The 21,230-nt window shown below is 73.7% G+C and carries 18 protein-coding genes; 12 read left to right on the plus strand and 6 right to left on the minus strand.

Going from position 1 to position 21,230, the window contains the following annotated elements; translation table 11 throughout:
* Positions 1 to 3: 3 nt before the first annotated feature.
* From ACFXOZ_RS25770 to ACFXOZ_RS25805, 8 genes are all read left to right on the plus strand, one after another.
* The gene (locus ACFXOZ_RS25770; RefSeq protein WP_380592895.1) at positions 4 to 930 is read left to right on the plus strand and encodes a carbohydrate ABC transporter permease; all 927 of its coding nucleotides are present in this window, start codon (positions 4 to 6) and stop codon (positions 928 to 930) included.
* The gene (locus ACFXOZ_RS25775; protein ID WP_380592897.1) at positions 927 to 1,826 is read left to right on the plus strand and encodes a carbohydrate ABC transporter permease; all 900 of its coding nucleotides are present in this window, start codon (positions 927 to 929) and stop codon (positions 1,824 to 1,826) included. Before ACFXOZ_RS25770 ends, ACFXOZ_RS25775 begins: the two co-directional genes overlap by 4 nt.
* A gap of 7 nt (positions 1,827 to 1,833) precedes the next feature.
* Positions 1,834 to 3,933, plus strand: coding sequence for a beta-galactosidase (locus tag ACFXOZ_RS25780; RefSeq protein ID WP_380592899.1), 2,100 nt, complete (start codon positions 1,834 to 1,836; stop codon positions 3,931 to 3,933).
* Positions 3,930 to 6,083, plus strand: coding sequence for a trehalase family glycosidase (locus ACFXOZ_RS25785; RefSeq protein ID WP_380592902.1), 2,154 nt, complete (start codon positions 3,930 to 3,932; stop codon positions 6,081 to 6,083). Before ACFXOZ_RS25780 ends, ACFXOZ_RS25785 begins: the two co-directional genes overlap by 4 nt.
* Positions 6,084 to 6,125: 42 nt before the next feature.
* A complete protein-coding gene (locus ACFXOZ_RS25790; RefSeq protein WP_380592904.1) occupies positions 6,126 to 6,842 on the plus strand; it encodes a ribonuclease H in 717 nt (238 codons plus the stop codon).
* A gap of 110 nt (positions 6,843 to 6,952) precedes the next feature.
* Positions 6,953 to 7,666 carry a hypothetical protein gene (locus ACFXOZ_RS25795; RefSeq protein WP_380592906.1) on the plus strand — a complete coding sequence of 238 codons (714 nt, stop codon included), beginning with the start codon at positions 6,953 to 6,955 and terminating at the stop codon, positions 7,664 to 7,666.
* Between the two features lie 62 nt (positions 7,667 to 7,728).
* Positions 7,729 to 8,028: a hypothetical protein gene (locus ACFXOZ_RS25800; protein WP_380533047.1), complete on the plus strand. Its 300-nt coding sequence runs from the start codon at positions 7,729 to 7,731 to the stop codon at positions 8,026 to 8,028.
* Between the two features lie 9 nt (positions 8,029 to 8,037).
* The gene (locus ACFXOZ_RS25805; protein WP_380592908.1) at positions 8,038 to 9,861 is read left to right on the plus strand and encodes a DUF1003 domain-containing protein; all 1,824 of its coding nucleotides are present in this window, start codon (positions 8,038 to 8,040) and stop codon (positions 9,859 to 9,861) included.
* 120 nt (positions 9,862 to 9,981) lie between these two features.
* On the opposite strand, the gene ACFXOZ_RS25810 is transcribed toward ACFXOZ_RS25805, so the two are convergent.
* From ACFXOZ_RS25810 to ACFXOZ_RS25830, 5 genes are all read right to left on the minus strand, one after another.
* The gene (locus tag ACFXOZ_RS25810; protein WP_380527638.1) at positions 9,982 to 11,154 is read right to left on the minus strand and encodes a hypothetical protein; all 1,173 of its coding nucleotides are present in this window, start codon (positions 11,152 to 11,154) and stop codon (positions 9,982 to 9,984) included.
* 295 nt (positions 11,155 to 11,449) lie between these two features.
* Positions 11,450 to 12,346, minus strand: a complete 897-nt coding sequence (locus ACFXOZ_RS25815; protein WP_380527637.1) for a carbohydrate ABC transporter permease — start codon at positions 12,344 to 12,346, stop codon at positions 11,450 to 11,452.
* The gene (locus ACFXOZ_RS25820; RefSeq protein ID WP_380527635.1) at positions 12,333 to 13,412 is read right to left on the minus strand and encodes a carbohydrate ABC transporter permease; all 1,080 of its coding nucleotides are present in this window, start codon (positions 13,410 to 13,412) and stop codon (positions 12,333 to 12,335) included. Before ACFXOZ_RS25820 ends, ACFXOZ_RS25815 begins: the two co-directional genes overlap by 14 nt.
* The gene (locus ACFXOZ_RS25825; RefSeq protein WP_380527633.1) at positions 13,402 to 14,655 is read right to left on the minus strand and encodes an extracellular solute-binding protein; all 1,254 of its coding nucleotides are present in this window, start codon (positions 14,653 to 14,655) and stop codon (positions 13,402 to 13,404) included. Before ACFXOZ_RS25825 ends, ACFXOZ_RS25820 begins: the two co-directional genes overlap by 11 nt.
* Before the next feature lie 127 nt (positions 14,656 to 14,782).
* Complete coding sequence (locus tag ACFXOZ_RS25830) at positions 14,783 to 15,817, minus strand: LacI family DNA-binding transcriptional regulator (protein WP_380527631.1); 1,035 nt, start codon at positions 15,815 to 15,817, stop codon at positions 14,783 to 14,785.
* Positions 15,818 to 15,941: 124 nt separating this feature from the next.
* On the opposite strand from ACFXOZ_RS25830, the gene ACFXOZ_RS25835 reads away from it, so the two are divergent.
* From ACFXOZ_RS25835 to ACFXOZ_RS25845, 3 genes are all read left to right on the plus strand, one after another.
* The gene (locus ACFXOZ_RS25835) at positions 15,942 to 18,035 is read left to right on the plus strand and encodes a glycogen debranching N-terminal domain-containing protein (RefSeq protein ID WP_380592910.1); all 2,094 of its coding nucleotides are present in this window, start codon (positions 15,942 to 15,944) and stop codon (positions 18,033 to 18,035) included.
* Positions 18,036 to 18,305: 270 nt separating this feature from the next.
* A complete protein-coding gene (locus tag ACFXOZ_RS25840; protein ID WP_380592912.1) occupies positions 18,306 to 19,094 on the plus strand; it encodes a hypothetical protein in 789 nt (262 codons plus the stop codon).
* Between the two features lie 175 nt (positions 19,095 to 19,269).
* Positions 19,270 to 19,980 carry a hypothetical protein gene (locus ACFXOZ_RS25845; protein ID WP_380592914.1) on the plus strand — a complete coding sequence of 237 codons (711 nt, stop codon included), beginning with the start codon at positions 19,270 to 19,272 and terminating at the stop codon, positions 19,978 to 19,980.
* On the opposite strand, the gene ACFXOZ_RS25850 is transcribed toward ACFXOZ_RS25845, so the two are convergent.
* Positions 19,956 to 20,396, minus strand: a complete 441-nt coding sequence (locus ACFXOZ_RS25850) for a winged helix-turn-helix transcriptional regulator (RefSeq protein ID WP_380592916.1) — start codon at positions 20,394 to 20,396, stop codon at positions 19,956 to 19,958. The genes ACFXOZ_RS25845 and ACFXOZ_RS25850 overlap by 25 nt on opposite strands.
* Before the next feature lie 113 nt (positions 20,397 to 20,509).
* On the opposite strand from ACFXOZ_RS25850, the gene ACFXOZ_RS25855 reads away from it, so the two are divergent.
* A partial coding sequence (locus ACFXOZ_RS25855; RefSeq protein ID WP_380592918.1) for an SDR family oxidoreductase occupies positions 20,510 to 21,230 on the plus strand: 721 nt, incomplete at its 3' end.

A 21,230-nucleotide genomic window follows, 5' to 3' on the forward strand; every position in this document is an offset into this window, starting at 1 on the left:
GCGATGACCAGCAGCCTCCCGGCCGTCCTGCGCAAGCCCGCCGCCCGCACCGCCCCGGCCCGCCGACGACGCTCCCCGCGCACCGCCGCCTGGCTGTTCGCCGGCCCCACCGCCGTCCTGTTCGCCCTCTTCTTCGCCTACCCGCTGGGCGCCAGCCTCTACCAGAGCCTCACCGCCCGCCGCGACGGCGTGGACGTCTTCGTCGGGCTCGACCAGTACCGCCGGCTGCTGGACGACCCGGCCTTCCTGCACTCCCTGGTCAACACCGGCCTCATCCTCGCCGTCCAGGTGCCGGTGATGATCGGCCTCGCCCTGGTGCTCGCCGTCCTGCTCAACCAGTCCTGGCTGCGCTTCCGCTCCGGCTGGCGGGCGGTCTTCTTCCTGCCCGCGATCACCACCCTGGTCGCCTACGCCGTGGTCTTCCAGGTGCTGCTGCGCACCGACGGCGGCCTCGCCAACCAGGCCCTCCAGGCGCTCGGTGCCGGACCGGTCGACTGGCTCAACTCGCCCACCTGGGCGCGGATCTCGCTGATCGGCTCGGTCACCTGGCGGTGGACCGGCTACAACGCCGTCATCCTGCTGGCCGGACTCCAGGCGATCGGCCGCGACCAGTACGAGGCCGCCGCCCTCGACGGCGCCGGCACCGTGCGCACCTACACCGGGGTGGTGCTGCCGCAGCTGCGGCCGGTGGTGCTGTTCTGCGTCATCACCTCCACCATCGGCACCCTCCAACTCTTCGACGAGAACTACGTGCTGACCCGCGGCGGCCCCGGCGACGCGACCCTCACCCCGGTGGTCTACCTCTACAAGGTCGGCTTCCAGCAGCTCGACTTCGGCTACGCGGCGGCCATCGCCTGGGTGGTCGTGCTGATCATCGCGGCGGTCTCGCTGCTCCAGTTCCGGCTCTACGGAAGGGAACGCCGCCGATGAAGGCCAGATCGCCGATGGAGGCCGGAACGCCGCCGATGAGAGCCGGCTCGCCGTCGAAGGCCGGAACACCGACGAGGGCCGGACTCCTGGGCCGCGCCGCCGTCCTCGCCCTGCTCGGCCTCGGCGCCGTCGCCAGCCTGCTGCCCTTCGCCTGGATGCTGATCGCCGCCACCCACAGCAGCTCCGAACTCTTCCACTCCCCACCGCCGTTCCTGCCCGGCGGCGAGCTGCTGAACAACCTGGTGCACCTCCAGCAGAGCATCGGCTTCGGCCGGGTGCTGCTCAACAGCCTCGGCATCGCCGTCGTCCACACCCTGCTCAGCTCGCTGCTGTCCGCGATGTGCGGCTACGGCCTGGCCAAGTACCGCTTCCGCGGCCGCGGTCTGCTGCTCGGCCTGGTGCTGGCCACCATGATGATCCCGCTCCAGGTGCTGCTGGTCCCGCTGTTCCAGATGATGGCCAGCCTCGGCTGGATCGACAGCTACCAGGCCGTCGTCCTGCCCTTCCTCGCCAACTCCTTCGGCATCCTGCTGATGCGCCAGAGCTTCCTTGGCTTCCCCGACGAACTGCTGGAGTCGGCCCGGATCGACGGCTCCGGCGAGCTGCGCACCTTCTACCGGGTCGTCCTGCCGTGCGTGCGGCCGCAGTTGGGGGCACTCGTCATCTTCACCTTCATGGGCCAGTGGAACAGCTTCATCTGGCCGCTGCTGATGCTCAACACCCAGGACAGGTACACCGTGCCGGTCGCGCTCAACACCCTGACCGGGCTGACCCACGTCGACTACTCCGGCCTGATGCTGGGCTCCTTCCTGGCCACCCTCCCGCTGATGGTGCTCTTCCTGCTCTTTCAGCGGCAGTTCGTGGCCGGCCTGCTCGGCGGAGCCCTGAAAGGATGACGCGCCGATGGACCGACTCACCCGCGTGCCCGGCCTGCTGTACGGCGGGGACTGGAACCCCGAGCAGTGGCCCGAGGAGGTGTGGGCCCAGGACGTCGAGCTGATGGCCGAGGCCGGGGTCAACCTGGTCACCGTCGGCGTGTTCTCCTGGGCCCGGCTCCAACCCGACGCCCACCGTTGGGACTTCGGCTGGCTGGACCGGCTGCTCGACCTGGTCCACCGGCACGGCATCGCCGTCGACCTGGCCACCGCCACCGCCTCCCCGCCCGCCTGGCTGGTGCGCGCCCACCCCGACCTGCTGCCCGTCACCGCCGACGGCGTCCGGCTGGAGTTCGGCTCGCGCCAGCACTACTGCCCGTCCTCCCCGGCCTACCGCGCGGCCGCCGTCCGGCTCACCCGGAAGCTCGCCGAGCGCTACCACGGCCACCCGGCGCTCGCCCTGTGGCACGTCCACAACGAGTACGGCGACCACGTCCAGGAGTGCTTCTGCGCCGGGTCCGCCGCCGACTTCCGCCGCTGGCTGCGCCAACGGCACGGCACCGTCGAGGAGTTGAACCGCTCCTGGGGCACCGCCTTCTGGTCCCAGCGGTACAACTCCTTCGACCAGGTCGAGCCGCCGCGCACCGCGCCCGGTCCGGTCAACCCGACCCAGCTGCTGGACTGGCGCCGGTTCTGCTCGGACGCCCTGCTCGCCCTGCACCGCGCCGAGAAGGCCGTGCTCGACGAAGTCTCGCCCGGGGTGCCGGTCACCACCAACTTCATGTCGATGCTCAAGGCCCTCGACTACTGGGAGTGGAGCCGGTACGAGGACTTCGTCTCCGACGACGCCTACCCCGACCCGGCCGACCCGCGCGCCCACGTGAACGCCGCCATGAACTACGACCTGATGCGCTCCCTCAAGGCCGGCCGGCCCTGGCTGCTGATGGAACAGGCCCCCTCCGCCGTCAGCTGGCGCCCGGTGAACGTCCCCAAACGCCCCGACCTCTACCGCCTCTGGTCGCTCCAGGCGCTGGCCCGCGGCGCCGACGGGGTGCTGCACTTCCAGTGGCGCGCCTCGGTGGCCGGGGCCGAGAAGTTCCACAGCGCGATGCTCCCGCACCGGGGCACGGCCGGCCGCGGCTGGCAGCGGACCGTCGCCCTCGGCGCCGAACTGCGCCGGCTCGGCGAGGTCGCGGGCAGCCGGATCCGCGGGCAGGTCGGCGTGCTGCTCGACTGGGACAGCTGGTGGGCCCTGGAACTGGACGACCACCCCTCCGCCCGGATGCGCTGGCCCGACCTGCTCCGCCCCTGGTACGCGGCGCTGTACGAGCGCGGTGTCACCGTCGACTTCCTCCCGCCCACCGCCGGGTACGAGGGCTACCGGCTGCTGCTCGCCCCCAACCTGTACCTGCTCGACACCGCCACCGCCGAACGCCTCACCGGCTACGTCCACGGCGGCGGCCACCTGGTCTGCGGCCCGTTCAGCGGCATCACCGACCGGCACGACCACATCCACCCCGGCGGCCACCCCGGCCCGCTGCGCGCACTGCTCGGCCTGGTCGTGGACGAGCACTGGCCGATCCCGGACGGCGAGGCCACCACCGTACGGCTGGACGGGACGGACCGGGACGCCGAACCGCACCCCGAGCTGCGCGCCGAGCACTGGAGCGAGTGGATCGAACCCGAGGGCGCCGAGACCGTCGCCCGCTACACCTCCGGCGAACTCGCCGGCCGGCCCGCCGTCACCCGCCACCGCCACGGCACCGGCAGCGCCTGGTACCTGAGCTGCCACCTCGGCCCGGACACCGGCCCCGTGCTCGACCTGGCGCTGACGGAGTCCGGCGCGGGCCCCGAACTACCTGGCCTGCCCGAGGGCGTGGAGGTCACCCGCCGTCGCGCCGCCGACGGCACCGCCTACCTCTTCCTGCTCAACCACGGCCCCGCCGAGGCCCGGGTGCCGCTCGCCCGGCCCGGTACCGACCTGCTGACCGGCACCGACCTGCTCACCGGCACCGACCTGCTCACCGGCACCGATCTGCACACCGGCTCCGCCACCGGCACCACCCTCACCCTCGCGCCGCTGGGCGCCGCCGTCCTCCGCCTGCCCGCCCCCGAGGAGCGCCCGTGAACCCGCTGACCCGCCGCCACTTCCTGGCCGCCTCCGCGCTCGCCACGGCCGGCACCCTGGCCGCCCCGGCGGCCCCGGCCGCCCACGCGGACGAGGGGCTCGACGCCGAGCGCTACGCCGACGTCCTCGACCTGCACGGCACACCCGCCCAGGCCTACCCCGGCGACAACAACCCGATCACCGTCTTCGCCGACCTCGGCGCCTGGCACGCCTACGCCCTGCCCCGCCCGACCGACCCGCTCGGCGGCTTCACCGGCCCGCTGCACCTCGCCCAGGAGTACCCCTGGTGGCTCAGCGACGGCCTCACCCGACTCCAACTCGCCGAGCAGGGAAGGCCGCTGGACCTCGCCGCGGGCGGCGCCCCGACCCTCACCGCCCTGCCCGGACTGCTCCGCCAGCGCTACGCCCTCGCCGACGGCCTCGCCCTCACCCTCGAACTGCGCTTCGCCGGCAACCGCACCGCCCTGCTCCGCGCCCGTCTGGCCAACACCGGACGCACCGCACGCACCCTGGCCGTCGCCTGGACGGGCACCCTGCTGCGTCCCGCCGACGGCCCCCAGCACGACGCCCCGCGACTGCTCGCCGCCGAGCGCGGCGTCGAGGTGGCCTTCGCCAGGGTCCGCCGGACCTGGGAGTACCTCACCGACGGCACCGAGAGCTTCGCCGTCCGCCACGCCCAGCCCGTCCGGGTCACCGTGGACGGCGACCGCCACCGCACCGAACTCGCCGACCTGGTAAGGCTGCCGCCCGGCGCGAGCCGCACCCTGGACTGGACCGAGAGCTACACCTTCACCGCCGAGGACCGCGCCCGCGCCGTCCGGGAGGCCGAGGCCGCGCTGCGCGCACCCGAGCGGACCGCCGCCACCGGACGGGCCCGCTGGGCCGGCTACCTCGCCCGCGCCACCGACGGCGTCCCGGCCGCCCGCCGCCGCACCGCCGTCAAGTGCGTGCAGACGCTGGTCACCAACTGGCGCAGCCCCGCCGGGCGGATCCGGCACGACGCCGTCACCCCCTCGCTGTCCGACAAGTGGTTCAGCGGGGTCTGGGCCTGGGACACCTGGAAGCAGGCCGTCGGCACCGCGCTGTTCGCCCCCGGCCTCGCCGCCGACCAGATCCGCGCCGTCTTCGACCACCAGACCGGGCCCGGCGCGCCGGACCGCCCGCAGGACGCCGGGATGGTCCCGGACTGCGTCTTCTACAACGACCCGTCCACCGGCGGCGGCAACTGGAACGAACGCAACTCCAAGCCCCCGCTGGCCGCCTGGGCCGTCTGGGAGGTCTACCGCCGCTCCGGCGACCGGGCCTTCCTGCGCGAGCTGCTGCCCAAGCTCACCGCCTACCAGGACTGGTGGTACCGCACCCGGGACCACCTCGGCGAGGGCCTGTGCGAGTACGGCGCCACCCTCGACCCGGCCAACGCCGCGCCCGAGGACTGCCGCCAGGCCGCGGCCTGGGAGTCCGGCATGGACAACGCCCCGCGCTTCGACGCCGCCACCGTCGTGGCCAACCACGGTCCGAAGGGCGAGCCGGTCGGCTGGTCGCTCACCCAGCGCTCCGTCGACCTCAACGCCTACCTGGCCGCCGACCACCGCCACCTGGCCCTGATCGCCGCCGAACTCGGCGACCGCCCCACGGCGGAGCGGCTGCGCGGCCGGGCCGAGCGGATCGACGCCGCGATCCGCGCCACCATGTACGACCCGGCCACCGGCTGGTTCCACGACACCGACCTCGCCACCGGCGCCCGGCTCACCGCCCGCGGCCGCGGCATCGAGGGCGCGATCCCGCTCTGGTCCGGCACCGCCGACCCGGCCCAGGCCCGCACCGTGCGGGCCCGGCTGCTCGACCCGGCGGAGTTCGGCACCCCGATGCCCTTCCCGACCGTCGCCCGCAGCTCGCCGTCCTTCGACCCGGCCGGCTACTGGCGCGGCCTGGCCTGGCTCGACCAGAGCTACTTCGCGATCGAGGGGCTGCGCCGGTACGGCTGGGACCAGGACGCCCGCCGGGCCGTCGAGCGGCTGCTCACCGCCGCCGAGGGGCTGAGCGGCGACGGGCCGGTCCGGGAGAACTACGACCCGCTGACCGGCCGCGGCCGCAACTCCACCAATTTCAGCTGGTCCGCCGCGCTACTGCTGCCCCTGCTGCGCAGCTGACCCGCTTTGGCTCCGGGGCGCCTGACCAGGCATGATCGGGGCATGGTCGAACGAGTCATTGCAGCGTGTGACGGAGCAGCCAAGGGCAACCCCGGCCCGGCGGCCTGGGCCTACGTGGTCGCGGACGCCACCGGGGCGCCCCAGCGTTGGGAGGCGGGGCCGCTCGGGCACAGCACCAACAACATCGGCGAGCTGACGGCGCTTCAACAGCTGCTGTCCGCCACCGACCCGGCCGTGCCGCTGGAGGTCCGGCTCGACAGCACCTACACCCGCGACTCGGTCACCAAGTGGCTCAAGGGCTGGAAGCGCAACGGCTGGAAGACGGCGGCGGGCAAGCCGGTGGCCAACCGCGAGCTGATCCAGCGGATCGACGAGTTGCTGGAGGGCCGGGACGTCACCTTCGTCTACGTCCCCGCCCACCAGGTGGACGGCGACCCGCTGAACGCCATCGCCGACAAGGCGGCCAGCGACGCCGCCCGCACCCAGCAGGCCGCCGCCGGAACGGCCGCCGACCTGCCGGTGCCCGACCCGGCCGCGGCGGTCAAGGCGCCCCGGGCCGCGAAGCCGCGCACCGCCTCCGCCTCCGGTGGCTCCGGCACCGGAGCCGGTGCCGCCAAGCGCACCGGCGGCGGCTCGCGCACCCTGAACGCTCGCTTCCCCGGCACCTGCCCGTGCAGCCGCCCGTACGCCAAGGGCGACAAGATCACCAAGGTCGGCAGCAGCTGGGGCCACCCGGAGTGCGCCGCCGCCCACGCCTGAGCACCTCCGGCCACGCCTGAGCACCTCCGGCCACGTCTGAGCACCTCCGGCCCGCCGTCTGAGTACGGGTACTCAGGCGGCGGCCCGGCCCGGCGGGCACGATGGTGATCATGACGAAGCGCGCGGGGACGGACGGCCGGGGCGGCCGCAGGGCGGTGCGGGTGGCACTGGTGACGACGGTCGCGGGAGCGGCGGTGCTCGGCACGGTCGGCTACCGCGGCGCCGTGACGGTCGCGGAGGAGGTCCCGCGGGTGTGGTCGGGGGAGCCGTACCCGGTGGCCGACCCGGCCGCCGTCGCCGCGCACCTGGACGCCCGGACCCAGGCCGTCTACGACGCCCTCGCCCTGCCGCCCGGTGTGGCGCTGGCCCCGGTGCCGGTCGGCGACGACGGGATCTCCGCCAAGGTCCAGGGCGTCTGCCACGCCCGCGGCCTGGAGCACCTCCTGGAGAGCATGAACGACGGCGGCGCCGACCAGCCCCGCACGGCCGTGCTCGCCGCCCGCTTCACCCTCGCCGGGGTCGGCGCCACCCAGGGGACGGAGGCCCTGGGGCGCGCCCGGCGGACCCTGACCGCCCAGGGCTGGACGGTCGTCTCGGCGGACGAGTCCGCGCCCGTCCCCAGCCTGAGCCTGGCACCGCCCGCGGACGGCCCGGGCGCCCTCGCCGAGGGCGCCTCGCTCCGCTACGACCCGGTGGCCCGGACCCTCACCGTCGGCGCGGGCGCCGAGTGCTCCCGCTTCACCGACGGCACCGCGGTGGACGGGGCCGGGCAGCCGACCGGGCTGCCGACCCCCACCGCCCCGAAGCAGCTGCGCGCCCGCTGAGTACCCGACCCACCGCGCTCCGTACAGCCGGGTGGGCACGTCGGCGAAGGCAGGTGAGAGCGGTGATCGTCTCCGAGACCCCGGAGTTCCACATCGGCGACCGGGTGTGGGTGTACCGGGAATCCTCCTACGGCGCGGTGGAGAGCGCCGTCGTGGTGGACACCCCCGCGGACCGCAGCCTGCGGCTGGAGTTCGCCGACGGCCACCGCAACCACCTGCGGCACGGCCGGGTCGAGCTGCACGGCCTGCACCGGAAGGGTGTTGACGGAGCGTTAAGATCCTGCCCCGGAAAGCCTCCGGCCGCCCCGGCCGCTGCCATCATGGGCACGACACCGGCGGCGGGCGCCGGAGTTCGACCGTGAGGAGCGGGCGTGACGGAAGCCGGTACGGCGATCGACCAGCCGCGGCAGCAGCCGGTGACGGTGGCGGACGAACAGGTCGGGCTGAACGGCGCGATCGCGGCCGCGCTGACCCGGGCCGTGGGCTCGATGCCCGCCCTGTACGTGACCCTGGTGCTGGTCGCCGGCTGGATGGCGCTGGCGACCTGGGGGCCGCTGCACTCGATCGACCCCTACCCCTTCGGCTTCCTGCTGTTCCTGGACAACGTCGTCCAACTGGTGCTCTGCCTGGCGATCCTGGTCGGCCAGCGGGTGCTGGGCCAGGCCGCCGACCGCCGGGCGGTGCAGACCTACGAGAACGCCGAGGCGATCTTCGCCAAGGTCGCCGACCTCCAGGCGCACCTGGACCGGCACGACCGGGCGCTCGGGCGCGGGGTGAGCCTGCTGGAGACCAGCGGGCACCCGTGGATCCAGCGGCACCGGGTGCAGCCGCCGCCGCAGGCCCTGGACCAGGCCGCCGGGACCAACGGGCGGATCGCCGCCTGGCTGACCGGGCGGCTGGGCAGCATGTGGGCGTTCTACCTCGCCGCCGTGACCCAGGTGCTGTGGATCGGCCTGTCCCAGCTCGGGGTGCAGACCTTCGACCCGTACCCGTTCGCCTTCATGAGCTTCCTGTCCACCCTGGCCCAGCTGGTCTTCATGATCGTGATCATGGTCGGGCAGGACGTGCTGGGCAAGGCCGGCGACCGCCGCGCCGAGCAGACCCTGCTGGACGCCGAGGCCGTGCTGCACGAGTGCGGCCGGATGAAGGCCCGGCTGGAGGCGCAGGGGAGGGTGATCGAGAGCCTGGCCGACTACACCGACGCCCAGGTCACCCGGCAGCTGGCCCGGGCCATCCACCGCAGCCGGGTGGCGGCGGCGGTCGAGGACGGCGAGGAGGCGGGCAGCCGCCCGGCCCTGCTGCCCTGGGAGGACCTGCCCGAGGAACTGCGCACGGCCAACCGGCGCCAGGCCCGCCAGCTCGGCGAGCGCCTCGCCGCGGTCGGCTGCCTGATGGTGCCCACCTCCGAGCGGGTCGCCCCGGACGCCGTCGGCGGCTTCGAGGACTTCACCGAGGAGGAGGCCGAGGTGCTGGCCCGGCTGGAGCACGAGCACGAGCACCGCTACGGCACGGGCGCCGAACCGGAGGCGCTGCTCCCCGGCCAGCGGGACGGCCGGGCGGCGTTCCTGCCCTGGGAGGAGCTGTCGGACCGGGCCCGGGGCCGGACGGTGGAGTCGGTGCGGCTGATCCCCGCCGTGCTCGCCGAGGTCGGCTTCCAGGTGATCCGGATCGGCCGGGTCGCCGACGGCGCGGGGGAGTTGGACTTCACCCCCGAGGAGTGGGCCACCCTCGGCCGGGCCCTGATGGCCTCCGGCGTCCTGGTCGCGCTCGCCGAGGGCGTCGCGGACCCGGAGGAGGTGATAGCGATCGTCAAGCTGCTGCGCGAGGCGAGCAGCACCCATCCGCGGCGCTTCGTCCGGGAGTTGGCGGCGGCCTCGACCTTCGACACCGGGCTGCGGCCCGACACCCGCTACGCCGAGTACCGCGGGCCCGCGCTGGAGACGATCCGCTCGGCCACCCGGATCGTGGCCGAGCGGGCGCCGGACGAGCTCGCCGGGTACCGGGAGCTCCTGTGGGAGATCGCGACCGTGGTCGCGGACGCCAACGAGGAGGGCGGCATCCTCGGCCTGGGCGCCCGTACCCGGGTGCCGAACGAGGTGGCCGCCATGGAGGCCGTCCGGGCCGCGAGCCTGGGCGAGCCCGAGGCCGCGACGGCTCGGCCTCGGGCCAGGACGGGCCCGCGCAAGCGCGGCTGAACGGACGCGACCGGCCGACCGCGGGAGCGGCCGGCCGGTCGGTGCGTCGGAGGCGCCGGTCAGGAGTGCGTGTCAGGGGCGTCCGTGGGGACGGCCAGGACGGTGCCCCTCAGGAGCGGGTCACTTCTCCTCGGCCATGGCCTTGATGTCCTCGAAGCCGAGGCCCATCTTGTTGAACGCCTTGGCCTGGGCCTCCGGGATGCCGAGCGCGGCCAGCGACTTGAGCTGGGCGTCGGTCAGCGGCGCGGCCTCGGTGGTGAACGGCGGGACGCCGGTGGCGTCGCCCTCGGCGCTCGGGTCCTCGCCGCCGGAGGCCAGCACGAGGAAGGTCTTCACCAGGTCCTCGCTGGTCATCCTGGTGGCATCGGCCGGGGCCTCGACCTTCGGCGCGTCCTGGTTGAAGGCGAGCTTCACCGGGAAGTTGACGCCCGGGTCGACCTTCTTCTCCAGCTGCGCGAGGTCGAAGGTGGCCGAGTTGAGCGCGCCGTCCTTGAGGTAGAGGTCGACGCCGACCTTGCGGTCCGGGACGTCGGTCGGGGCCTCGGTCGGGAACTTCTTGAACTGCTGCGGGAACTTGGCGGAGAGCGGCTTGACGGCCTTGTACAGCTCGTCCACGGCCTGGCGGGCCGGGGCGCTCATCCAGATGTGCTCGGTGCCGTCCTTCTTGCCCTTGTCCTCGAAGGTGACGGTCCGGTTGAACACGTCCTTGAGCGAGTTGAGGAGCTCCTTGCCGGCGGCCGGGTCGACCGAGGGCACGGCCTCCGGCTTGCCGCCCTTGGCGCCGTCCTCCTTCTTGGCCTCGTCCGCGAGCTGCTGGAGGTCGAGCGAGACCCACTTGCCGGTCAGCAGGCTCTTGGCGGGGGCCATGTCGGGGGAGAGGTCCTTGGCGACGGTGTCGACCTCGGCCGGGTCCTGGCCGGTGAGCTTGAGCACGCTCTTCATGTCGAGGTGCAGGAAGCCCTTGGCGTCGACCTGGCGGTACTCCAGGAGCGGGGTGCCCTTCTTGTCCGCGATCAGGTAGGAGATCCGCACCGACTTGTCGAGCGTGATGTCCTGCTGGTTCTTCTGGTCGCCCGCCCCGGTGTTCTTGAAGGCGTCGACCTCCTTGAGCGGCTTGTCGGCCGCGACCGCGACGGAGACCGAGAGGCCGGACAGGCCCTTCGCGCTCTGCTCGTCGATCGCCTCGTCGCCGGTGGCCTTGGTGAAGGCGACGATCTGCTCGGGGGTGGCGTCCACGGAGAGCGTGAAACCGGCGGACTTGCCGTCACCGACCTTGCCGAAGGCCTTCGACACCTTCTGGCCGGCCGAGAGCTGCTCGGCGGTGCCGCAGGCGGTGAGGCCGGCGGCGAGGACGGAGGCGGTGACGGCGACGGGCAGCGCACCGCGGGCGGCCGTGCGGATGGCGGTGTTGATGGTGGAACTCCTGGTCTGACGGGGCCTGAGTGAAACGGGTCAGGCCATTCCCTCCCCTGCGGTGAAGAACGCCGCAGCGCATACACAGGTGATCACATTATCAGCAAGGAGGCACGCGATTATTTGACCCCGGCTTTAACTGATCGGGCCGATATCGATACCTTTTGGCCGGATTTCATCCCTTCGACGAGCCGGAGTTGGCACCCCGGACGAAATGGCGCTGGAAGCAGAAGAACAGCACCGCCACCGGCACGGTGGAGACCAGTGCCGCCGCCAGCTTGAGCGGGTACTGCGTCCCGGAACCGAGGCCGCCGGAGACGAAGTGCGCCAGACCCGTCGTCAGGGTGTCGTGCCCACTGGACTGGGTGGAGACCAGGAAATGGGTGAACTCGTTCCAGGAGCCCTGGAAGGAGAGCACGGTCAGGGTGATCAGCGAGGGCCGGGACATCGGCAGCACCACCGACCAGAAGATCCGGAACGTCCCGGCGCCGTCGATCCGCGCCGCCTCCTCGATCTCGCGCGGCACCGAGACGAAGAACTGCCGCATGATGAAGATCCCGGCGGCGTCGACCAGCAGCGGCAGCACCATCCCGCCGTAGGTGTCGAACATCCCGAAGCTCTTGAGCACCAGGAACTTCGGGATCAGCAGCACCACACCGGGCACCGCCATCACCGCCAGCACGAAGCCGTACAGCAGCCGGCGGCCGGGGAAGGCGATCCGGGCCAGGGCGTAGCCCGCCATCGAGTCGAACAGCACCCGCCCGGCCGTGACCAGGACGGTCACCAGCACGCTGTTGCCCAGCCAGCCGAGGAACGGCACGTTCTCCACGCCGTGCGCGAGCCCGAACAGCCGGCGGTAGGAGTCGAGGGTGCCGCCGTCCGGGAGCAGCGTCATCGGGTGGGCGGCCGCGTCCGGGTCGGTCTTGAAGCTGTTCGCTAACTGCAGGAGGAACGGCAGCAGGTAGAGCAGCGCGAAGGCGAGCAGCGCGGCGTACCCGAGCAGGCGCAGCGGCCGGGGGAAGCGGGCGAGCACGGGACGTTCCGGTCCCGTCCGGTGGTCAGCGCGCCGCACGGCGGACTCCCTTCGGGCGGGGCCCCCGGGCGCCGTCCCGCTCCCGCAGGGCCCACCGCTGCACGGCGGTGAGCAGCAGGACCAGGCCGAGCAGGACGAACGCGATGGCGGCGCCCTGCCCGTAGTCGGCGTTGTCGAAGCCGGAGGAGTAGGAGAGGTAGGCGGGGGTGAGGGTGGTGTTGCCGGGCGCGCCCTTGCCCATCACGTACACCTGGTCGAAGACCTGCCAGGTGGAGATCAGCCCCAGCGTCAGCACCAGGAACAGCACCGGCCGCAGCGCGGGAAGGGTGACGTGGCGCAGCAGTTGGCGCCGGCCGGCGCCGTCCAGGGCGGCGGCCTCCTCCAGTTCGCGCGGGACGTCCTGGAGGGCGGCCAGGAAGATCAGCATGAAGGTGCCGGAGGTGGTCCAGACGGCCATCAGGATCAGGGTGCACATCGCGACCGAGGGCCCGGCGAACCACTCCGACCAGGCCAGCCCGAGCGGGCCGCCGGTTGTCGGCGCGGGCTGGTCCACGCCGAACCACCCCAGCACCAGCCAGACCAGCCCGCGCGGGTCGGCGAACCAGTTGGGGCCCTCGACGCCGACCCAGCCCAGCATCCGGTTGACGGCGCCGCTGCCCTGGAACAGGAAGAGGAAGACCGTCGAGACGGCGATCGAGCTGGTGACGGACGGGAAGTAGAACACCGTGCGCAGGGCGCCCCGGCCGCGCAGCAGCCGCTGGTTGACGGCGAGGGCCAGGGCCAGCGCCAGCACGGTCTGCAGCGGCACCGTCAGCACCACGTAGTAGAGGGTGTTGCGCAGCGAGGTGGCGAACAGGGTGCGGTCCAGGCCGTCCACGGTGAACAGCCGGCGGTAGTTGTCCAGGCCCACGAAGTCCGCGGTGCCGTCGAAGGGGTTGGACTGGCCGTCCCAGTGCAGCAGGCTCACCCACAGCGCCATCGCGATCGGCAGCACCATGAAGAGGCCGAGGACCAGGACCATGGGGGCGGTGAACAGCCAGCCCCAGGCCCCCTCGCGCAGGCCGCGCACGCCGCGCCGGACGCGGGGGCGGGGGTCAGCGGGCATTCTTGACGGCCTGCTCGCCGTTGCGCTGGAGGGCGGCCAGGATTGCCGCCGGGTCGGCCGTGCGCAGCGACTGGAGGTCGGTGTTGAACTGGGTGAGCACCTGGTTGAACCCGGGGACGGTGACCGGCGGCTGGGCGTGGGCGACGCCGTCCACCCAGGCCTTGGACTCCGGGTACTTCTCGGCGTAGGCGGCGAGCGCGCTGGTGCGCGAGGGCATCACGCCGAAGGCCTTGGCGAACTCCAGCTGCTGGTCGCCGGAGGTGAGCTGCCGGACCAGGTCGACGCCCGCCGCCTGGTGGCGGCTCTTGGCGGCGATGCCCCAGCAGTTGCTGAACGCCAGGGTGCCGGGGCCGGCCGGCCCGGCGGGCAGCGGGAGCACCTTGTACGGGACGTTCGGGTAGTCCTTGGCCATCGCGCCCTTGAGCCAGTTGCCCTCGATCGTCATCGCGGCCTTGCCCTTGCCGAGCGCCTCACCGCCCCAGCCGGCGTCCACCTCGGCGACGTACTTGGCCGAACCGGCCTTCAACAGGCCCTGGACGTACTCCAGCGCCTGCCGGTTGCCGGGGGCGTCGGCGGTCATCGCGGTCTGCTCGGGGTTGGTGATCCAGCTGCCGGCCTGCTTGAACAGGGCGCCCAGCCGCTGGTAGTCGGGGGCGGTGACCAGGCCGGTCACGCCGTCCTTGGTGAGCTTGGCGGCGTCGTCGGCGAGTTGCTGCCAGGTGGTGGGGTAGTCGGCCTCGGTGAGCCCGGCCTGCTGCCACAGCGTGGTGTTGACGGCCAGGGCCAGCGTGGAGCTGTCCTTGGGCAGGCAGGTGAGCCTGCCGTCGTGGCTGAACGCCTTGCGCAGCTGCTCGGAGAAGTCCGCGGCGTCGGCTATCTGATCGCCGTAGGCGTACAGCGAGCCGCCCTTGGCGTAGTTGGCGAACTGGTCGGAGTTCACGTAGAAGAGGTCCGGCGGGTTGCCGCCGGCGAAGGCCTGGCCGAGCTGCTGGTTGATGTTGCTCGCGATCTGCACGGTGACGGTGTTTCCGGTCCGCTGCGCCCAGGCGGCGGTGGCGGCCTTGACCGCCGCGGTCTCGGCCTCGCCGGAGCTGGCGATCAGGACGGTCAGGCTCTGGCCGGCGCCGGAGGACTGCTTGGCCGACGTGTCGCCGAATCCGCCCGAGGAGGAGCAGCCGGTGACGGCGCCGAGGGCGACGGCCGTGCAGACGGCGGCCGCGGCGAGGGTGCGGGAGGTGGCCATGCGGGTCTCCTTGCGGGGGGGGGGGTGGGTGGTGGACGGCCTTCGGGGGACGGGTGCTTCGGGCGGGCCTCGGCGGCGGGCCTCGGTGGCGGGGTTTCGGGGAAGGGGCGCGGGGAGGGCGCGGGTGCTACGCGCTGTCGCGCAGCACCAGCTCCGGTTCCAGCAGCACGTGTTCGACGGGCCGCCCGCGGTCGCCGAGGCGCTCCAGCAGCAACTGCATGCAGACCCGGCCGACCGCGTCGAGCGGCTGGGCGAGGCTGGAGAGCGAGGGGAAGAGCAGTGGGGCGATCGGGGAGTCGTCGAAGCCGATCACGGCGGCCTCCGGGCCGGGGGTGCGGCCGGCCCGGCGCAACGCCTGGTACCAGCCGAGCGCGAGGGTGTCGCTGGCGGCGACGACGGCGGTCGCACCGCCGGCCAGCAGTTTCCCGGCGGCCTCGGTCGCGTGCTCCGGGTCGTCCGGGCTCTCCACCCGGCGGCCCCGGGTGGACAGGCCCAGTTCGCGCATCGCGCCCTGCCAGCCGCGGGCGCGGTCGTCGCCGACCCCGGAGCCCTTGGGCCAGCCCAGGAAGCCGATCCGGCGGTGGCCGAGCCCGGCCAGGTGGCGGACGGCCGCCGAGGTGCCGGCGGCGCCGTCCACGTCGACCCAGTCCCCGACGTCCTTGCCGGACCAGGTGCGGCCGAAGGCGACGAAGGGGACGCCGCGTTCGTGCAGCCAGCCCTGGCGGCGGTCGCCGCGGTCGGTGCCGCTGAGCACGAAGCCGTCGGCGCCGTGCTCGTCCAGCAGCTGCTGGTAGCTGGTGAGTTCGTCGTCCCCGGGGGCGACGGCGAACAGCACCACCCGGTAGCCGGCCCGGTCGGCGGCCTCGGAGAGCGAGTGCAGGAACTGGTCCAGGACCGGGGTCGGGACGCCGGTACTGCTGGAGCGGATGCCGTAGCCGATCAGCCGGCTGGCCCTGGTCTTGAGCGCCTGGGCGGCCCGGTGCGGGCGGTAGCCGAGTTCGTCGATGGCGCGCCGGACCCGCTCCAGCGTCTGCGGGCGCAGCAGCTCGGGCGAGTTGATCGCGTTGGACACCGTCTGACGGCCCACGCCGGCCCGGGCGGCGACCATTTCGAGGGTCACCGCGGACCCGGGCCCGCTCCTGGGCGATGAGTGTGCATGCATGACGGTGATCCTAGGTTCTGTCGCCACAGGGCTTGGCTTGGAGCGTTCCAAGCGGGGGTTCCATCAACCCCACCAGGGGAGTTAATGTCTTGGAACGCTCCAATGACAGAAAGGTTGCGCCCGGGTGGAAGCAACTGTCAAGCCCCGCACCGAGAACGAGGAGACCATGCCCGCGACCGACCTCCAGCCGTTCCTGCACGACGCCCGGCTCTCCGTGGCCGCCCCCAGCTTCTGCGCCGCCCGCCCCGACGGCCGCATCGGCGAGGGCGCCGACGGCTTCTACCACGGCGACCGCCGCATCCTCTCCCGCCTGGAGATCGGTGCCCCCGGCGTTCCCGAGGCCCCGATCGCCACCGCCGAACTCCCGGACGGGCGGACCGTCTTCGTCACCGTGCTGCGCGGCCTCGGCGAAGGGACCGCCGACCCCGCCACCACCCTGGAACGCCGCCGCGAACTCCACCCCGGCCGCCTGGTCGAGCACTGCACCCTCCACAACGCCGGCACCCGCCCCGCCCGCCTGCGCCTGGAGATCCGCGCCGAGAGCGACTTCGCCGCCATGGACACCGTCAAGGCCGGCCGCCCCGGCACCCCGGTCGAGCCCCGCGCCCACGGCGCCGACGGCCTGCGCTGGCAGGACGGCCCGCTCACCGCCGCCCTCACCCTCACCCCTCCGCCCCACCACCTCGACCCCGCCACCGGCACCCTCGGCTACGACCTCGAACTCGCCCCCGGCCGGAGCTGGCACGCCGTCCTGGAGTGCACCGCCGAACACCGCGACGGCGACCTCTTCCCCGCCGCCCGCACCACCCCCTGGAGCACCCCCGAGATCACCGGCCGCGACCACCACCTCGCCCACTGGCTCACCCGCTCCCACCACGACCTGCGCGGCCTGCTGCTCACCGACCCGCTGCGCCCCGCCGACACCTTCCTCGGCGCCGGAGCGCCCTGGTTCCTCACCCTGTTCGGCCGCGACTCGCTCTGGGCGGCCCGGATGATGCTCCCGCTCGGCACCGACCTCGCCGCCGGCACCCTGCGCACCCTGGCCCGCCGTCAGGGCCGGGCCGTCGACCCGGCCACCGAGGAGCAGCCCGGCAAGATCCTGCACGAGGTCCGCCGCGCCGAGCAGCACCTCGACACCGGCTCCCACCTGCCGCCCAGCTACTACGGCACCGCCGACGCCACCCCGCTCTGGCTCCTGCTGCTGCACGACGCCTGGCGCTGGGGCCTGCCCGCCGAGGAGGTCGAGGACCTGCTCCCGCACGCCGAGGCCGCCCTCGACTGGCTGGAGCGGTACGCCGACGCGGACGGCGACGGCTTCCTGGAGTACGTCGACAGCACCGGCCGCGGCCTCTCCAACCAGGGCTGGAAGGACTCCTCGGACGGCATCCGGTTCCGTGACGGCCGGATCGCCGCCGCCCCGATCGCCCTCAGCGAGGTCCAGGCCTACGCCCACGAGGCCGCCGTCAAGTCCGCCGACCTGCTGGAGGCCTTCGGCCGTCCCGGCGCCGAGCGCTGGCGGCAGTGGGCCGAGCGGCTGCGCGAGCGCTTCCGCGACCGGTTCTGGACCGAGGACGAGCACGGCCGCCACCCGGTCGTCGCCCTCGACCGCGACAAGCGGCCGGTCGACTCGGTCGCCTCCAACCTCGGCCACCTGCTCGGCACCGGCCTGCTCTCGGCCGAGGAGAGCGCGCTGGTCGCGCAGCGCCTCACCGCCCCCGGCCTGGACAGCGGCTTCGGCCTGCGCACCCTGGACGCCGCCACCGCCGGCTTCAACCCGCTGGGTTACCACACCGGCTCGGTCTGGCCGCACGACACCGCCGTCGCCGTGCACGGACTGGCCCGGGCCGGCCGGCCCGAGGACGCCGCGCCGCTGGCCGCCGGACTGCTGCGCGCCGCCGCGGCCTTCGACCACCGGCTGCCCGAGCTGTACGGCGGCCACCCGCGCGAGCGCTACCACCGCCCCGTCCCGTACCCCGCCTCCTGCCGCCCGCAGGCCTGGGCCGCGGCCTCCGCCGTCCTGGTGCTGCAGGCGCTGCTCGGGCTCGCCGCGGACGCTCCGGGGCGCCGGCTGTGGGTGCGCGGGAGCGTCCCGGCCGGGTACGAGTCGCTGCGGATCCGCGGGCTGACGGTGGCCGGGCTGCCGATCGAGGTGGAGACCGACCACACCGGCGCCGTCCGGCTGCGCGCCCCGGAGGGGTTCACCGTCATCACGGGCTGAGGGCTTCGTGATTTCCTGTGAAGGTCCTGCGTCGCCCGGCGGACGGACGGTCAGCCCGCCGACGGCCGCCCGACCTCGCCGAACGCCCGCCGCCCGGGCCGGCGTCGGGTGCTCCGTGTGCCGACTCGGCCCCGCCGGGAATCTGCCCGGCGGGGCCCCGGCCGCCCCGGGGGCACTGGTGTCCGAGGTGTCATCACCACCTGCTAACCTCAGCCGATTTCCCGCCGCACCGAGTCGGCGGACAAGACGGGGTAAGAGGTACAGAAGACCATGGCATTCCTCCGGGCCAAGCAGAAGGCCCAGGTCATCGAGAAGCTGTCGCAGGTGGCGCCGCCCGGCGAGACCTTCATCGCCTGCGTGCACGCGGAGAGCGGGCCCAGCCCGTGGCTCGCGGCCGCACTCGGTGAGATTCCGCTCGTCGGCCTGATCATCGTGCTGACCCGCAGGTACTACTTCCTGACGCTCACCAACAGCCACGTGGTGATCAACTCGGCCAACCGCTGGAACAACCGGCCCGGCGACGTGGTCGCGGCCTTCCCGCGGCAGGCCTTCCCGGTCAGCCGGGTCAAGCGGGCGAGCATCTGGAGCTCGATGTACGTCCAGATGCCGGGCAGCGCCAACCCGGTGCGCCTGAACATCCACCGCATCTGGCGGGCCGAGATGGACCAGCTGAGCGCGGCCTTCCCGCCCGGGGCGATCGACCCGAGCTCGCAGCCCTTCGACACGCCGCAGAACCAGGGCTTCCCGCCGCCGGCGTACCCGATGGGCGTCCAGGCCGCACCCGGCCAGCAGATGATCCCGCAGCAGCCGCCGCACCAGCAGCCGCAGCAGGGCTTCGGCGCGCCGCAGGCGCAGCCGTACCCGCCGCAGCAGCAGCCGCAGCACCAGCCGTACCCGGCGGCGCAGCCGGGCCAGCCGTACCCGCCGCAGGCCTACCCGCCGGCCCAGCCGTACCCGGCGCGGCCGGGCGCCCAGGTGCCGCCGCAGGGCCAGCCGTACCCGCCGCAGGTCCCGAACGTGCCGTACCCGGGCCAGCAGGGCTACCCGGGCCAGCACTGACCGCGCGCCCGCGCCGACCGCGGCCCCGGTTCCCCCGTGCGGGGAGCCGGGGCCGCGGCCTTCGCGGCGGGCTCCGAGGCCGGGCTCCGCGCCCGGGGCCGGCTCGGCGCGCCCGCCCGGGCGGACTCTGCGAGGCTGAGAGGGACAGCAGCCTCGATCGAGGAGGCCCGCACCGATGTCAGCGCAGAACCCGGAGCCGTCCGGGCGCAAGGGCCGGGTGGCCGCGCTCCGGGCCGCGGAGGTCCGGCACGCGCGGACCAGGCGGTGGCTGGTGAGCGGTCTGGTCGTCCTGGTGGTGCTCGCGGTGGTCGGCGTGATCGCCGTCGTGATCGCCGACAACCAGGGCAGCTCCGCGCCGTCCGGCGTCCCGGCGCACCCCCGGACCACCGCCGAGGGCCGGACCACCCCGCCGCCCTGGGACGCGCCCGCCGACGCCGCGGCGGCCGTCAAGGCGGCCGGCCTGCCGATGCTCGGCGCCGAGGGTACCGCCCTGCACATCCACACCCACCTGGACGTCTACGCCGACGGGCAGCCCGTGACCGTCCCCGCGCTGGTCGGCATCGACGAGAGCGCCCAGCGGATCAGCCCGCTGCACACCCACGACACCAGCGGGGTCGTCCACATCGAGTCGCCGGTGGCCGCCGACTTCACCCTGGGCCAGTTCCTGACCGAGTGGCAGGTCTCCGCCTCCGCGGACCACCTGGGCGGGCTGCGCACCGACGCCACCCACGCGCTCACCGCGTACGTGGACGGCAAGGCGGTGGGCGGCGACCCGGCGGCGATCGTGCTGCACGCCCACGACGAGATCGCCCTGGTGTACGGCACGGCCGCGGAGAACGCCGCCGTCAAGGTGCCGAGCGGCTACGACTGGCCGAGCGGGCTCTGAGCCGTCCACGAGCCGCTGTCGGGCACTGATACGCCGTCGGGCGCCGAACCGCCGTCGAGCGGGGGGAGTCGCCGGGTGATCCGGTCGAACAGTTCCTTGAGCGGCTCGCCCAGTTCGCGGCCGAACCCGGTGAGCCCGTAGCTGACCTGGGGCGGTGTGGTCGGTGCGACCTCCCGCCGGACCAGGCCGTCCTGGACCAGGGCGCGCAGGGTCTGGGTGAGCATCTTCTCGCTGATGCCCTGGATGCTCTCGCGCAGTTCGTAGAAGCGCAGGTCGTTGTTCCGCAGGGAGATCAGCACCCAGATCCCCCATCGGCTGGTCACGTGGTCGACGACGGTGCGCGCGGGGCAGTCGGTGTGAAACACGTCATACCGGCCCCCCGGTGCGGCCGCTCTGTACTGCGGGCCTTCCTTCATGTGTGGAGCTTACTTCGAGGTATGTCCTTACCAAAAGTAAGTCGCTGCTCCTAGGTTGAGGGCATCGGAGCGACCTCCGAGCAGGACGAACAGACGAGTAGTGGGAGCAGAACATGATCGTGGTGACCGGAGCCACCGGGAACATCGGCCGGCCGTTGACCCAGGCGCTGGCCGAGGCGGGCCGGGAGGTGACGGCGGTGTCGCGGCGGGCGGCGGCGGTGCCGGACGGCGTCCGCCACGTGACGGCCGACCTGGCCGAGCCGGGTGCCCTCAAGCCGGTACTGGCCGGGGCGGAGGCGCTGTTCCTGCTGCTCTCCGGAGACCTGCACGGCGCCGGGGCCGGCCCGGCCGACCTGGTCGCCGACGCGGTGGGCGCCGGCGTCCGGCGGATCGTCCTGCTGTCCAGCCAGGGCGTGGTGACCAGGCCCTTCGGCCGGACCCGGATCGCGCTGCGCGCGCTGGAGGACAAGCTGCGCGCCGCCGGCGTGGAGTGGAGCATCCTGCGGCCGGGCGGCTTCGCCTCCAACGCCTTCTGGTGGGCCGACTCGGTGCGCACCGACCGGCTGGTCGCCGCGCCCTTCGGGGACGTCGGCGTGCCGGTCGTCGACCCGGCCGACATCGCCGAGGTGGCGGCGGCTTGCCTGCTGGACGAGCGGCACGGCGGCGGCCGCTACGAGCTCACCGGGCCGGAGGTGATCACCCCGCGCGGGCAGGCGGCGGCCCTGGCCGCCGCGCTGGGCGAGCCGGTGCGCTTCCACGAGCTGAGCCGGGAGGAGGCCAGGGCCGGCATGGCCCGGGCCATGCCGGCGGAGCTGGCCGACGACACCCTGGACC

Origin of the sequence: Kitasatospora sp. NPDC059160, from assembly GCF_042755465.1 — a bacterium.
In the GTDB taxonomy this organism is placed as follows: domain Bacteria; phylum Actinomycetota; class Actinomycetes; order Streptomycetales; family Streptomycetaceae; genus Kitasatospora.